We start from the raw sequence: 14862 nt of genomic DNA on the forward strand, positions 1-14862 counted from the left end.
TTGCTAAAATATAGACATCCCAGTTTTATTAGTCAATAATTCCAAGGCATGCATTCCTAATTCTGAATTGCCTTTCTTATTTAATTTTGGAGACCACGTAGCTACCACAAAAATTTCAGGGAATAATGCCACGATACCACCACCAATTCCACTTTTGCCTGGTAATCCTACTTTATAGGTAAACTCGCCGGACTCATCATAAAAACCGCAGGTTTGCATTAAAGCATTTAATCTTTTTACTTGACTCCTTTTTAAAATTTGTTTGCCATCTTTAGTTTTTCCTTCATTGGCAAAAAAGTAAAAAGAATGTGCTAGTTCCTTACACGTCATTTCCAGCGAACATTGATGAAAATAAAAATCCAAAACAGTATCTACATCATTTTCAATATTTCCAAACGACTTTAAGAAATTAGCTAAAGCTGCATTTCTAAAGCGAGTATCTTTCTCAGATTGCGCTACGTCCAAATTATATTCAATTGTTGAACTTCCAGAAATCAACCTTATAAAAGCAAGAAAATCATCTTTTGGATTTTCTAAACAGGAAACTAACATATCAGCTATGACAATTGCTCCCGCATTAATAAATGGATTTCTCGGGATACCCTTTTCATGTTCCAATTGAACCAAAGAATTAAAAGCAGTTCCTGAAGGTTCAACGCCCACTCTTTCCCATATTTTTTCATCTAAAAAAGAAAAGGCCAAAGCCACGGTTAATGCTTTTGAAATACTTTGAATAGAAAATTTTTCATTACTGTCCCCAATACCAAAGTCTTCCCCTTCGATAGTCGTCAAATGAATTCCAAATTTATTGGGATTCACTTTCGCTAATTCAGGTATGGTTTCTGTCACATTTCCTTTAGTGGGAAATTGATTTGACTCCAGTTGTATTTCTTGTAAAATTGATGCGTAATCCATAATGTAATAGTGATTTTAGAAAGCAATCAAATTTAGGTCTTTTGTTTCTTCTTTTTGGCTGCTGGAAACAATACATTATTTAAAATTAATCGATAACCTGGAGAATTAGGGTGCAAATCCAAAACCGTAGGTGCTTCCCCCACCTGATGCTGAAAATCTTCTGGATCATGTCCTCCATAAAAAGTAAACATTCCCTTTCCTTTTTCGCCATGAATGTACCGCGCTTCCCCATTGAGCTCACAACTACCCATTATTAAAACATTTGACTTAACCAGTGCAGCATCAAAGGAAGTAGTTTGTCCCATAAACCCTTTTACGAGTTGCGTATGATTTTGACATAGCATACTAGGTATAGGGTCCCACTTAGCGGAAAATTCCATAAGTGTAAAATAATCTTTATCCATAGGAATACGACGTTTCTCTGTCATATCAATATCTGAAAATTCATATTTATCAGGTTTCCTTTCTAAAACAAAGTCTTTGAAAGCAAAAGTATTAACGTAATTCATATTAGACTGATAATTAGCATCACTAGGATCACCATCAAACATTGGCTCACAAATATCAACTCCATCAGCTGCCAGAGCAATATCAAAACTATCAGTAGCGGAGCACATGGCAAACATAAATCCTCCGCCAACAACAAAATCTCTTATTTTTTTTGCGACAGCTCCTTTTTCCTCAGAAACTTTAGTAAAACCTAACTTGGATGCTAATTCCTCTGCTTCTTTCTTATCCTCAATATACCAAGGTGCATTTCTATAGGCACCAAAAAACTTCCCATATTGTCCCGTAAAATCTTCATGATGCAAATGAAGCCAGTCATAAAGTATTAATTGGTCACTTAAGACCTCTTCATCATATATAGGAGTAAATGGAATTTCGGCATAAGTTAAAACAAGGGTAACTGCATCATCCCAAAGTTGTTTGCCTTTTGGGGTATAAACAGCAATTCTAGGGGCTTTTTCAAGAATAACGGCGTCCATGTTTTGAGATGGACTTGCTATTTCATCTAAAATTCTAGCTTCTTCATTATCTGAAAGGACTTCAAAACTCACCCCTCTAATTTGGCATTCCTTACGAATCTCCGGAGCATCCGGTAACAAGAAAGAACCACCACGATAATTGAGTAACCAGCTCGCTTTGAACTTTTTTTCTAAACACCAAAATGTAATCCCGTAGGCTTTCAGGTGATTCTGCTGTGTATTTTCGTCCATTGGCAGCAAAATAAAAGAAGCTTTTGCAGCAATTGATAGCAGAAAGACTAGAATAAAGAGTACTCTTTTAGGAATCATTGTATAAGAATTTGAATCAAAGATAGAAAAGGAAAAGATTTATATCGCTCGAATTTAATTTTTTAAATCAATACTTCTTAAGATAGCACACTAAAAGAAACTGTTTAAACCAAACTGCCAAGTACAGAAAATAAAAAACACGTATAAACACCTATAGCCAAACCAACTGCTATACTTAAATTTGAAAAATGCTTTTAATTAAAAACAAACAACTATAAAAATGATTATGAACCTCTCTGAAAACAGCAAACCATCTGACCGATTCAACATTATCAGAAAACTAGGGATCCTAATTTTAGTAGTCCTTATATTAACTTTCTATGTTCTATCTTTCCAATTTCTCAGTTTGTAATAACTTCTATTCCAATGATTTAAAAATTAATAGTCGCTATTTCATTTTGAATAGCAAAAACTACTAATCCTGCAATATTTCGGGATTCTGTTTTTAATAGTAAATTGTTCCTATGTCCTTCAACAGTTCTTGGGCTTATAAACAATATTTCTCCAATTTCTACTGTTGTTTTTTGATCACATATCAATTGCAACACTTCTAATTCTCTCGCAGTAAGAAAACCGCTATCTAATTTACTTTTGCTACTCTTAGAGTTTAAGGCGGTATCCTGAATAATTTTTCTCACCCTTTCATTGTAATAAAACCCTTTTTTTGCCACTTCTTGAATCGTGCCTAAAAGTTCTTGGGGTGTTGCATTTTTTACAATATATGAAACCGCACCAATATCTATCATATTAGCAATAAAGGATTTAGAATCATAACTAGTCAAGGCAATAATTTTAATTTGGGGGAAATCTTTATGAATAATTTTTGTTGCCTCTACTCCATTGAGCAATGGCATTTTTAAATCAGTTATAATTATATCAGGCAGCTCTTTACTTTCCCTTAAAAAGGAAACGAGCTCTAACCCATTTGAGGCTTCATGAATAATTTCTATATTTTCTTCTCTTCCCAATAAAAACGAAATGCCTTTTCTAAAAAGAACTTCGTCATCAACTAAGACAATTTTTATGGTGTCATTCATACTCTAAAAATTTAATAATGCTGTAAATCCTTTACCAATTGAAGAGTCAACCATAAGAGTGGCATTTAAGAAATCAACCCTACTTTCAATATTTTTCATTCCGAGACCATTCTGATTTTTCTTGTCACTCAAGTCAAAACCCACTCCATTATCAGTATACCTGCAGCATTGCCCTTTTTCATTCTCCTCAAAAGAAATGCTTATCTTAGACGCTTTTCCATGGCGTAACGAATTATTCATTAATTCCTGCAATATTCGAAACACATGAAGATGACGCTCTTTATCGACTTCATCAAATACCAGATTATTTTGATAATTAACTTCTACTGCTTGACTACTGTTGAACTCAGAACACAGTTCTTCAACTCCCGCATGAAGGCCAAACTTGTCTAATACAGGAGGTAATAAATCATGAGCAATTCTTCTAGTGTTTTCTAAAGCTTTGGCCGTAAGTTCAATAATATTACCCGTAATTTCAAGCGTCTCTTTGTCCGTTAAATTAGGTGTCTTTAACAAGTGACTGTTTAGTGAGACAATATTAAGTTTCGAACTGATGTCATCGTGTAAATCCTGTGCAATTCTTTTTCTCTCTTCTTCTTGAGTAATAATTACTGCACGCAGTTGTTCTTTTTGATGTAGAATTTCTAAATCTTTTTTCTCAAATTCTTTTTGAATAATCTTCTTTCGAGAATAATAAAAAAACATAATTAGGACAACTACTAATATGATAAAGAAAATTGAGGTGTATAAAATAATCGAAACTATTTCTCTTTCATAAACTGGATTCATTTTCATATTTCTAATTGTATTTCTTTTTTTGAAAAACTTTTATACCATTCCATTAGAATAAAAAGTTGATATACAATTACAAGAAAAGCATTCAAAGTCCATGTAAAATAACTCAATTCTACGCTAAGTTTCGCTGTCAAATTCCCTACGAAAAACAAAACAGTACTGCCGAACAAATACAATAGAAGTCCCATATTAATATAATAGAATTCTTTTTTTTCATTCAACATATTATAAAAATTAAAGGTCGCATAGACGATTAACAAAAAAGATGTAATGAATATTTCAAACAGATTAAATTTAAAAAAAAGACTTGGGTCATAAACATATTGCACAGTTAAAGCCAATAAACCTATAAAAAAACCAATCTTGACAACCTTTTTTTGATATGTTTCATTCAAAATAGTGTGATAAAAAAAACTCAATATGATAAACTGACCGGTAAAATAAAAATGAGACAGGACTAGATTATGAATGTGCAGTTCTTTTAATATTCCTGATATAACTTGAACAATAAAAACCAAAATTAAATTACAAGTAAAAATCTTAAAAGCTTTACCTCGTGTGGAAAAACCTCTAAGGTAAAGGAGTAAGTTAATAAATAATAATAACTCCCCAATATGTACAAGTGGATAATACATCTAGCTTCTAAACATTTAAAGGGCTACTTGGATCACCATCTGGTGGACAAGGCGTTGAAAAATCATATATTCCTTCTTCAGCAGCTTGACTACTTCCCATTTCATTGCCATAACTTATTTGATCAACGTACACTCCGGTTTCTGGATCCAATTTTGTCCCCACAAACATCAGTTTTTCTTCATAAGTTGGTTTGTCGCCTTTCTTCTCCGCCTTAATTTTGCGCACTCCTATGTAGGCTCTAACATGAGTTACATTTTCGGCCAATAGTTCTTTTAAATCAACCGCAGGAATCAAAAAAGCGTTTAACTCGTGATGTTTATTGTATTTTCCTTCTTTATTCGTCCAACGTTTGGCCCATTTTTGAGCCCTTTTTAAAGGAATAGCATTGATTAATCCTGCAACTGTAATAGTTGCTTTATTTGGTTCGGTTTCTTTTGACATAGTTAGTTTTTTAAGTTCTTAAAATATTTGTGTTAATTTAAAAGCTTCGGCTAAATTAGTATATTTTAAATTTTTAACATCCTAAACACTACTTTTTATACTTTTAAAACCACCTTAAAATTACTAGTCTTAAAACATAAAAAACAATTTTAAATTAAAATAACAGAAACCACTCCATCTACACAAATAAATAACTGAACTGATTACGTATCTAATTATCTTTCCAGAATTTGGAAGCGTCTTTCTTGACCTTATAAAATTACTTTTTTTATAAAAACGTACTTTCCATTGATAAAAGGATAAAAACTTACCTACAATAAAATCAAAAAATTAGTATCGAAAAAAGAAAATGAAATTTTACAAATCATAAAAAAAGCCTATAAAAATAGGCTTATTAAATTTTCTAAAAAGGCATGTCACTGTCGTCATCATCGTCATTGAGATTACTCCCGAATGCTTCATGTGGCGAAGGCAAATTTTTAGTTATAAATGAACTTTCATCTTGATTCATAGAAGAAGGTAAATCATCATAATTACCGCTATGATCTTCTAAGTTGTCAAACTTACCGAGATGTCCAATAAATTTCAAACGAACGTTTTCAATACTACCATTACGGTGCTTCGCGATCATAATCTCTGCTTGACCTGCTGTAGGTGAAGCTTCATCATCATCCCATTCATCAATTTTATAGTATTCAGGACGGTATAAAAAAGATACAATATCAGCATCTTGCTCAATCGCACCCGATTCACGAAGGTCAGAAAGTAAAGGTCTTTTACTAGATCCACGCGTTTCAACTGCACGCGATAGCTGAGAAAGTGCTATTACGGGAACATTAAGTTCTTTTGCTAATGCTTTTAAATTTCGGGAAATTGTTGAGATCTCTTGCTCACGGTTTCCACCACCTTTACCATTTCCTCCGGCAGTCATTAATTGCAAATAATCGACAATAATAATTCGGATACCATGTTGTGACACCAAACGTCTTGCTTTTGCTCTTAAATCAAAAATAGAAAGTGAAGGCGTATCATCAATAAACAAAGGTGCTTTCTCTAAGTTCTTAACCTTAGTACTCAGTTGTTCCCATTCGTGTTTTTCTAATTTACCAGTACGCAATTTCTCTGAAGACAAACCCGTTTCAGAAGAAATCAAACGGGTAATCAATTGCACAGACGCCATCTCCAGCGAAAATAAGGCTACTGGCATACCATAGTCAATCGCCATATTCCTTGCCATTGACAATACAAAAGCCGTTTTACCCATCGCTGGTCTTGCCGCGATAATAATTAAATCACTTGGTTGCCAACCTGAAGTAATTTTATCTAACTTTTCAAAACCTGTCGCTACACCACTTAAGCCTTCTTGCCCTGCAATTTCTTCAATTCTCTTTTTAGCCTGTAGTACTAAACTTTGAGCTGTTTCAGAACTTCGTTTTATATTTCCTTGCGTAACTTCATAGAGCTTTGATTCTGCTCTGTCCAATAAATCAAAAACATCAGTACTCTCATCGTAAGATTCTTCGATTATTTCCGAAGAAATTCGAATCAAACTACGTTGTATAAATTTTTGAAGAATAATACGGGAGTGAAACTCGATATGCGCTGATGAGGATATCTTTTGCGTAAGCTGAATTAAATAAAAATCACCACCGGCTAAATCTAATTTGGCATTTTTCTTTAACTGTGCTGATACGGTAAGTAAATCTATAGGCTGCGTTTCAGTAAACAACTGAACGATTGCCTCAAAAATATGTTTGTGAGCATCTTTATAAAAAGCATCAGGAGATAGAATATCAATTACATCATCTACTCCTTTTTTATCAATCATCATAGCCCCAAGAACGGCTTCTTCCAACTCTAATACCTGTGGAGGAAGCTTCCCTTTTTCCAGGTTTATAATTGTTGTTTTGTCGACCTTGACGGGGTTTATATTCCTGAAGTTTTCCATGTAGCAAAAGTAACATAAAATTAAAAAAAATTGCTGTTGACTTATTACAAATAATTGTTTACAAGTAACTGCATTTTGTTTATAACCAAAAAAAAATCCGAAACTGTAGGGCTTCGGATTTTATTAAATTTGTAAGATTTTACTCTTTATATTCACCCATTTTACTGTATTTGTCCATTCTCTGAGCGATTAAATCTTTTGTTGATAAGTCTTTAAGTTCATTAAATCCTTTCATGATATATTGCTCTACGGTTATAAAAGTTGTCTCTCTATCAAAGTGAGCTCCTCCTAATGGTTCTGGTATAATATCGTCGATTAATTTTTGCTTTTTCATATCTGAAGAAGTCAATTTTAATGCTTCGGCAGCAATTTCTTTATATTCCCAGCTTTTCCATAAAATAGAAGAACAAGACTCTGGAGAAATTACAGAATACCAAGTGTTTTCCAACATATAAACGCGATCTCCCACTCCTATTCCTAATGCTCCACCTGAGGCTCCTTCACCTACAATTATAGTGATAATAGGCACCTTAAGACGAACCATTTCAAATATGTTTCTGGCGATAGCTTCCCCTTGCCCACGTTCTTCTGCTTCAAGTCCTGGATAAGCACCTGGAGTATCTATCAGCGTAAGAACTGGAATACCAAACTTCTCTGCCATTTTCATCAAACGCAGTGCTTTTCGATATCCTTCAGGATTTGCCATCCCAAAGTTTCGATATTGACGGGTTTTTGTATTGTATCCTTTTTGTTGACCAACAATCATAAAAGATTGACCACCAATTTTTCCTAAACCACCAATCATCGCTTTATCGTCTTTAAACCCTCTGTCTCCGTGAAGTTCCAGAAAAGTATCTCCGCAAAGTGCTCTTACATGATCTAATGTATACGGCCTGCTTGGATGTCTTGACAATTGAACACGTTGCCATGCTGTCAAATTTTTATGAATAGTCTTTTTGGTATCTATTAGCTTCTTATTGATTTGCTTACAGGTATTTGTAACATCAACATCTGATTCTTTACCAATAACCATACATTTTTCTAACTGATCTTCTAGTTCTTTTATTGGAAGCTCAAAATCTAAATATTCCATAGGATTTGTGCGTTTTTATTTTTTATTTCGAACTGCAAATATAAAATTTTAAATCGTTTGCTGTTGTTTATTTTTTATTTAACTCCTAAAAGGCTTCTTCAAACCTTAAATCAATCCCGAAATTCTTTGTAAAACCTAGAGCGCTGTTTGAGTTAATACAATGAATAAAAGGCTACTAAATCATGTTGCGGTAAAAGCAGGTCCGTTTATCCTTGAGTGACAAAAAGCGTGCACAGATAAAAACTTAGCAAAGATTATACTGACTAAATCCTATTACTTATTTTAATCCTTGGCACTGAAAGAGCTAGAAAATAAGACAACAAAATTATAGCTATTCCCCCCTCGCTTAGACTACTAGATCTATTTCACACTGCTTTAGCGATTTCTTTTATTGAGAAAGCTTTATACTGCTTAAAAACGTCAACGTTGCTTTAAAGTACTGCTCTTATACTAAATCCGCAGATCCCGCTTCCTTAGTAGTTCCTACCGCTTTGTTACCCGTCTTGTGCTTGATTATCCCGTTTAAGATTACCGTAATGATTATAATTACAGCACCGATATAAAAGGAGGCGCTCATTTTTTCTTTTCCGCCAATGATAAAGTAGGCTAATATAATTCCATACACCGGTTCTAGATTAGTAGTCAACATCACCGTATACGGACTCAACTTTTTCATCACTTTTACCGAAGCTGTAAAAGCATAAGCAGTACAAATTGATGCTAAAATCAACATCAATACCCAGTTGTTAAAACTCAGCACAAAGAAGTCTGCGGTAAATTTGTTTTGGTACAAAAAATAAATAGATATAAAAAAAACACCCGCAATAAACTCATAAAAGGAGATTACGGTAGCGTCATGATTTTTAATTAATTTTCCGTTCATTAGAGTAAACAAAACCCCTAAAATAATCGAAACTAAAGCATACAACATTCCGTTTAGATAATTCACCTCTACTTTCATGATCATCCCTAATCCGGCTATTATTATGAGTCCAAAGAATACTTCGTACCACAATACTTTTCGACCATAAAAAAGCGGCTCTAACAAAGAAGCAAAAAAGGCCCCCAGTGAAAAAACAGAAAGTGTAATGGAGACATTAGAGACATGAATAGCATGAAAAAAAGTAATCCAGTGCATTGCAATCAGGAATCCAACAAAAATTAATTTCAAGAAGGAGTTTAAAGGTATTCGAAAAGATTTTTTCTTAAAAAGGATAAAGACGAATAAAAACGCCGCAGCTAAGAGCATGCGATACCAAACAATAGCATCGGCAGTAATTGTGATTAAAGCGCCTAAAATGGCCGTAAAACCCCAAATAAAGACAATTAGATGAAGGCTGATGTAACTTTTTAATTTATCGTTTTGCATTGCGTAGTAAAAAAATCGCTAATATTCCAAAAATAATGTTGGGGAACCATACTGCTAATAGTGGTGAAAACGTTGATTTTTCGGCCAACGTACCAAATATTTTATCAAAAAATACATAGCCAAAAGCAATTGCAATCCCAATGGTTAGATTCATCCCCATGCCTCCCCTTCTTTTCTTATAAGAAACAGAAACGGCGATTATTGTTAATATAAATGCCGAAACTGGCACACTGTACTTTTTATACAAAACGACCAAGTAGATATTTATATTAGAAGAACCACGCTTTCTTTCTTTATCAATAAACTGATACAGTTTATCTAAACTCAAGGTTTCAGCAATATAGATTACGGGAGTCAAGTCTTCGAGATCAAAACTAAATTTGGTCTTTTTCTCTGGCATTTTTTCAATTTTATCCCCTAATAGACCTACGGTTCTTTTTGTATAATCATACATTGTATACGTACTGTCCTGTGGATTCCATTTAATCCTACTTGCTGTAACCTTAGAAACCAGTTTTTCCTTATCGAATTTCTCTAAGGCAAAATTAAACGCCACTTTAGAAACGGTATTAAAACTGTTTACATACAGAAACTCGTTGTCGTTTATCTGGCGGTAAACATCTGTATTATCTCCCCGCATTGCTTCTGGGCCACCGCCTTTTAGATACGTATACCTAAAATTATTGAACCCCTCACTTGATGCTGGAACCACATAGAATCCCATGATTAAAACAAAAATAGAAATAAGAGAAGCGCCAATAATATAAGGCCTTAAAAAACGGGTAAAAGAAATCCCCGAACTTAAAATCGCAATAATCTCTGTATTGTTAGCCAGTTTTGAGGTGAACCAAATAATCGATAGAAACAGAAATATTGGGAAAAGAGAATTAGCAAAATAAATGGTAAAATGATAATAATAGATTGCAATTTCCAGTATTGGAACTTTGTTTTCAATCATCTTATTGACCTTCTCTGATACATCAATAACAATCCCAATAGGAATAAACATAAATAACATGGTCGCAAAAGTGACCAAGTATCTTTTCAGAATATATTTATCTATTATTGTTAACATAAAAGTGTAATCGGTTAATCGTTTATTTGTTTAGAAACATAACATCCGATTGCTTATTCGATTAAACGAATAAACAAATCAACATTTTTTTTATAATCTCTGGTTCATATTCTTCACCATTATTTCTTTCCAAGTTCTAAAATCCCCTGCTAAGATATGTTTTCTGGCCTCACGAACCAACCACATATAAAACCCTAGATTATGAATGGTAGCAATTTGTTTCCCTAAGTATTCATTAGCAGCAAACAAGTGACGCAAATATGCTTTTGTGTACTCTGTATCTACATAAGTAATAGCCATTTCGTCAATAGGAGAGAAATCATCTGCCCATTTTTTATTTTTGATGTTAATAGTCCCGTTAGCCGTAAACAACATTCCGTTTCTGGCATTACGCGTAGGCATCACACAGTCAAACATATCTACTCCTAGTGCTATATTTTCTAAAATATTTATAGGAGTTCCTACACCCATTAAATAGCGGGGTTTGTCTTCGGGTAAAATTTCACAAACTATTTCGGTCATTGCATACATTTCTTCTGCAGGTTCCCCTACTGAAAGTCCGCCAATGGCATTACCTACTTGGTTTGAATTAGCAATATATTCAGCTGATTGCTGACGTAGGTCTTTGTAACAACTCCCTTGTACAATAGGAAAAAAGGCTTGGTCATAACCATATTTAACAGGCACTTTTTCTAAATGGTCCACACAACGGTCTAACCAGCGGTGTGTCATTTTCATCGAGCGCTGTGCATAACGGTAATCACAAGGATAAGGTGTACATTCATCAAATGCCATGATAATATCGGCACCTATGGTACGCTGAATTTCCATTACATTCTCTGGTGTAAAAAAGTGGAACGAACCATCAATATGCGATTTGAACTTCACTCCTTCTTCCTTAATTTTTCTATTTGCCGATAGGGAATATACTTGGTATCCACCAGAATCCGTCAAAATATTACGGTCCCAATTCATGAATTTATGCAAACCTCCGGCTTTCTCCAGGATTTCCATTTGCGGGCGCAAATATAGATGGTAGGTGTTTCCCAGGATAATATCTGGGTTTATATCTTCTTTTAATTCCCTTTGGTGTACCCCTTTTACAGAGGCTACAGTACCCACAGGCATAAAAATAGGTGTCTCTATAACACCGTGATCAGTAGTAATACTTCCCGCTCTGGCTTTCGACTGCGGATCTTTTTGTAATAAATCAAACTTCATAAATGCTTTTTTTCCGATCATTCGGGAGCGCAAAGATAGGTTAATTAGACAATTTGAAAATTAGATAATTATAAAAATTAATTAACTTTTAGAATTCTCAAGCAAAAGAAGCTTCGAATGCAATACTTTTTGTTGTTTACAATGGCGTATCAGTATTAAAAGCATACTAACAAATTGTAGTTCAACCCTCATTTGGGCGTACCCTACGTGATTGCTTCCTCGTTCCTCTTCGCAATTTCACTCCGGTCGGGCTATTCGCTACAATCTCTCTAGTCTCGTTTAAGAACGAGACCAGAGAGGATTTTCACTGCTATCCCTTACCTTTACTTTGTAAAAGCATTTTTAAATAGATTCACAACGACCTGTATGCTTTCTAACAGCTACCCGTCTACAAACCAGTAAATTATATGTCATTATTACAAATAAAGTAGTATTTTAGTTGTTTGATAAACGTCTTATGCAAATAATTGTAAAAAAGATTTGGCATCGCGATGCAGACCGAATCGGACTTTTCTTTAAGCACGATAGCGCAACCATTTCTCAGTTAAAACAATTGAAGGGAATGTATAGCCAGTCGCTTCGTTGTTGGTATTTTGATTACAATTTAGAAAATTACAAGCTCATTAACCAAACCTTTAACGATTTGGTTATTGACAACCCAAAAGAAACTAAAACGCAACCGCTGGCCGGCCTTACTATAAGCCGTGACCTTCCAGCCATAGCCAAAAGCGAACTTCAGTTAGATTCGGCACCCGTGCTGCATAACCCTGAACATATAACGAATACAAATTCGTTAGCACCCAACATGCGTTTAGAATTATTGCCTAATTTAGGGAAATATTGGGTTTTCAAGATGCAGTATTATCAGCATATCAGCAAGCAATTATTAGCAACAAAAGGAGTTTATTGGAACGCGAATTACAAAGTATACATGGCTTTAAGACATGAAAACGTACAGAAATTAGTAGAAAAAATACTTGATACCCCTGCCTTTTTTCCTGAAAATGATTATTATAAAAACGAAACTATATTTCAGGGCGAATCCATTGTACTTAAACCGCATCTAGAGGATTTAAAATGGATGGAAGTATACATGCCTCCTTATCTTGTGTTACGCGAAAAAATAAAACGGTTCTCGATGGCTCGATACAGTACCATTAAAGATTGCTACTTGCTTCCTGCCGCGCCTACGGTTTATGATGCCATGACCATGCAATTTGAGCCGCATAAAATATTGATCAACAACAGGCTTCCGAAAGGGTATTTGTTGAAACAAAACTTACCCAACAGAAAACAACTCGATTTACGAAAAACCAAGGAGCAACTATTCAATCAAGTTCCTGATGGCGCACATGAATACATTACTTTGATGGTTGACACGATCCTAGCGCTGAATTATAGTAGTTCCACGATGCGTACCTATACGAGTTCGTTTCTAAAATTCTTGCGGGATCACCAGTTTAGAGACCCTCACACTATTACACAAAAAGAGATAGTAAAATACCTTGCGAGTCTTATGGAACGTGGGCTTTCGGCCTCGTCAGGTCATAGTATGGTAAACGCTCTATTGTTTTATTACCAACAGATAGAACATCAAAAAGGCTTTGAACTTAAGCTACCACGACCTAAAACCGAAAAAAAATTACCCGCTGTTTTAACTATGGAAGAATGCTTACAGCTATTTAGGGCGGTAGACAACCCAAAGCATAAATTATTACTGTTAATAGGCTATGGAGCGGGTTTAAGGGTTAGTGAGATCGTAACTTTGGAATGGCGCGACATCCTATTTACGGAGCATAAAATTCATATTAAAAATGCTAAGGGCAAGAAAGACCGCATGGTGATGCTTCCCTACTCTATTGTGAATTCCTTGGAGCTTTATAAGAAATTGTACGAGCCCAATAAGTATGTATTTGAAGGTCAATTTGCCGGAGAGCCTTATAGTACAGGTAGCGCGCGATCAGTGATGAGACAAGCCTTGAAAAAGTCAGGCTTGGAAAAAAGAGCAACTGTACATACCTTACGTCATAGTTTTGCCACTCATTTACTAGAAAGTGGCACCGATATTAGGTATATACAAAAGTTCCTGGGTCACGCCAGTATTAAAACGACTACGATCTACACGCATGTTTCAAAAATGGCTAGTGATAAAATACTTAGTCCGCTAGATCGACTAGTGGATGAAAATAATAAGAAAAAACTGAGTGACTAGCATAAAAACTCCAAAATGATGTATATATTTGATGTTATATACAAGTTGGCAAACAGCTAAAAAAAACGAAACGAATAAAAAGAGAATTTTAAATATTTAAGAAATAAAATACAACTTAGTTAATGGAAAAAATTACTCCGAAAATAAAATATTTAGGACTTTATCAATTGATTGGCGGAATAATCGGAATTCTAAATACAATAAGATTTCTTCCAAATTTTACTCAAATCAATGGCGGAATATTTCTACTTTTATTAGCTATTTTTCTATTGTACAGTTTTTCAGTTTTTTGTGGATATTTATTACTTAAAAAACGGAATATTGAAGGCTTAAATCTTTCGATTTATAATCAATTAATCCAAATCGTAGGTTTTGGTGTTTTAGGATATGCTTTCTATTTTACAGCTGGAATTTACGGTGGAATAAAACTGAATTTGACAAATGACACAATAATTAATTTTATGTTTAAACATAGTATGGCAAGAATTGACATAAATAATCTAAATGGATTCACAGAAATAAGCATAAATTTTATTGCAATAATACTTTTGAATCTAATTTTTAATCTGAAATCTGAAGTGGAAAAAGTGGCAGAAGCGTAAAAACTAATTGGAAAGTACAAAAAAGCCGATTTGCCAACAGCTGTTTTGAGCTAGCTGGAGTTTAGTGGAATCAGCGCTTCGCATCAAGTTTTCGTTAAGCCGAAAACTGAGCGGTTACGAACTTCCAGCCATCTCAAAGCAGCGACACGTTGTGCAACAGTTAATGAAAACCGAACGTAATAAAATGAAAATTAAAACATTAGTATTATTTATTTTATCAATA

At 34.3% G+C, this 14862-nt stretch carries 12 protein-coding genes; 2 read left to right on the forward strand and 10 right to left on the reverse strand.

The window, feature by feature from the left end:
* Positions 1-3: 3 nt before the first annotated feature.
* The 10 genes from QO200_RS18460 to tgt form a co-directional block, all read right to left on the reverse strand.
* Positions 4-915 carry a glutaminase gene (locus QO200_RS18460; protein ID WP_371543222.1) on the reverse strand — a complete coding sequence of 304 codons (912 nt, stop codon included), beginning with the start codon at positions 913-915 and terminating at the stop codon, positions 4-6.
* A 32-nt stretch (positions 916-947) separates the two neighbouring features.
* Positions 948-2210 carry an asparagine synthetase B gene (locus QO200_RS18465; RefSeq protein WP_371543225.1) on the reverse strand — a complete coding sequence of 421 codons (1263 nt, stop codon included), beginning with the start codon at positions 2208-2210 and terminating at the stop codon, positions 948-950.
* 371 nt (positions 2211-2581) lie between these two features.
* Positions 2582-3247, reverse strand: coding sequence for a response regulator (locus QO200_RS18470; protein ID WP_371543227.1), 666 nt, complete (start codon positions 3245-3247; stop codon positions 2582-2584).
* Positions 3248-3250: 3 nt separating this feature from the next.
* On the reverse strand, positions 3251-4036 hold the full coding sequence (locus QO200_RS18475) for a sensor histidine kinase (RefSeq protein WP_371543229.1): 786 nt from the start codon (positions 4034-4036) through the stop codon (positions 3251-3253).
* Positions 4037-4684: 648 nt separating this feature from the next.
* Complete coding sequence (locus tag QO200_RS18480) at positions 4685-5119, reverse strand: hypothetical protein (protein ID WP_371543232.1); 435 nt, start codon at positions 5117-5119, stop codon at positions 4685-4687.
* Positions 5120-5522: 403 nt separating this feature from the next.
* Complete coding sequence (dnaB, locus tag QO200_RS18485; RefSeq protein WP_371543235.1) at positions 5523-7067, reverse strand: replicative DNA helicase; 1545 nt, start codon at positions 7065-7067, stop codon at positions 5523-5525.
* A 139-nt stretch (positions 7068-7206) separates the two neighbouring features.
* Positions 7207-8160, reverse strand: a complete 954-nt coding sequence (locus QO200_RS18490; protein WP_371543238.1) for an acetyl-CoA carboxylase carboxyltransferase subunit alpha — start codon at positions 8158-8160, stop codon at positions 7207-7209.
* A 445-nt stretch (positions 8161-8605) separates the two neighbouring features.
* On the reverse strand, positions 8606-9529 hold the full coding sequence (locus QO200_RS18495) for a DMT family transporter (RefSeq protein WP_371543240.1): 924 nt from the start codon (positions 9527-9529) through the stop codon (positions 8606-8608).
* Positions 9516-10604, reverse strand: coding sequence for an LptF/LptG family permease (locus tag QO200_RS18500; protein ID WP_371543243.1), 1089 nt, complete (start codon positions 10602-10604; stop codon positions 9516-9518). The genes QO200_RS18495 and QO200_RS18500 overlap by 14 nt, the downstream gene beginning before the upstream one ends.
* 90 nt (positions 10605-10694) lie before the next feature.
* A complete protein-coding gene (tgt, locus tag QO200_RS18505) occupies positions 10695-11825 on the reverse strand; it encodes a tRNA guanosine(34) transglycosylase Tgt (protein ID WP_371543245.1) in 1131 nt (376 codons plus the stop codon).
* A gap of 457 nt (positions 11826-12282) precedes the next feature.
* On the opposite strand from tgt, the gene QO200_RS18510 reads away from it, so the two are divergent.
* Entirely contained in the window at positions 12283-14037 is a 1755-nt protein-coding gene (locus QO200_RS18510) for a tyrosine-type recombinase/integrase (protein WP_371543248.1), read from the forward strand.
* A 122-nt stretch (positions 14038-14159) separates the two neighbouring features.
* A complete protein-coding gene (locus QO200_RS18515; protein WP_371543251.1) occupies positions 14160-14639 on the forward strand; it encodes a hypothetical protein in 480 nt (159 codons plus the stop codon).
* The last annotated feature ends 223 nt before the right edge of the window (positions 14640-14862 follow it).

This window comes from Flavobacterium sp. Arc3, assembly GCF_041431375.1.
Taxonomy (GTDB): domain Bacteria; phylum Bacteroidota; class Bacteroidia; order Flavobacteriales; family Flavobacteriaceae; genus Flavobacterium.

Bases quoted from the DNA above. Each gene is read 5' to 3' on its own strand.
- QO200_RS18460 (WP_371543222.1), bottom strand. From the start codon at position 915: ATGGATTACGCATCAATTTTACAAGAAATACAACTGGAGTCAAATCAA.
- QO200_RS18465 (WP_371543225.1), bottom strand. From the start codon at position 2,210: ATGATTCCTAAAAGAGTACTCTTTATTCTAGTCTTTCTGCTATCAATT.
- QO200_RS18470 (WP_371543227.1), bottom strand. From the start codon at position 3,247: ATGAATGACACCATAAAAATTGTCTTAGTTGATGACGAAGTTCTTTTT.
- QO200_RS18475 (WP_371543229.1), bottom strand. From the start codon at position 4,036: ATGAATCCAGTTTATGAAAGAGAAATAGTTTCGATTATTTTATACACC.
- QO200_RS18480 (WP_371543232.1), bottom strand. From the start codon at position 5,119: ATGTCAAAAGAAACCGAACCAAATAAAGCAACTATTACAGTTGCAGGA.
- dnaB (WP_371543235.1), bottom strand. From the start codon at position 7,067: ATGGAAAACTTCAGGAATATAAACCCCGTCAAGGTCGACAAAACAACA.
- QO200_RS18490 (WP_371543238.1), bottom strand. From the start codon at position 8,160: ATGGAATATTTAGATTTTGAGCTTCCAATAAAAGAACTAGAAGATCAG.
- QO200_RS18495 (WP_371543240.1), bottom strand. From the start codon at position 9,529: ATGCAAAACGATAAATTAAAAAGTTACATCAGCCTTCATCTAATTGTC.
- QO200_RS18500 (WP_371543243.1), bottom strand. From the start codon at position 10,604: ATGTTAACAATAATAGATAAATATATTCTGAAAAGATACTTGGTCACT.
- tgt (WP_371543245.1), bottom strand. From the start codon at position 11,825: ATGAAGTTTGATTTATTACAAAAAGATCCGCAGTCGAAAGCCAGAGCG.
- QO200_RS18510 (WP_371543248.1), top strand. From the start codon at position 12,283: ATGCAAATAATTGTAAAAAAGATTTGGCATCGCGATGCAGACCGAATC.
- QO200_RS18515 (WP_371543251.1), top strand. From the start codon at position 14,160: ATGGAAAAAATTACTCCGAAAATAAAATATTTAGGACTTTATCAATTG.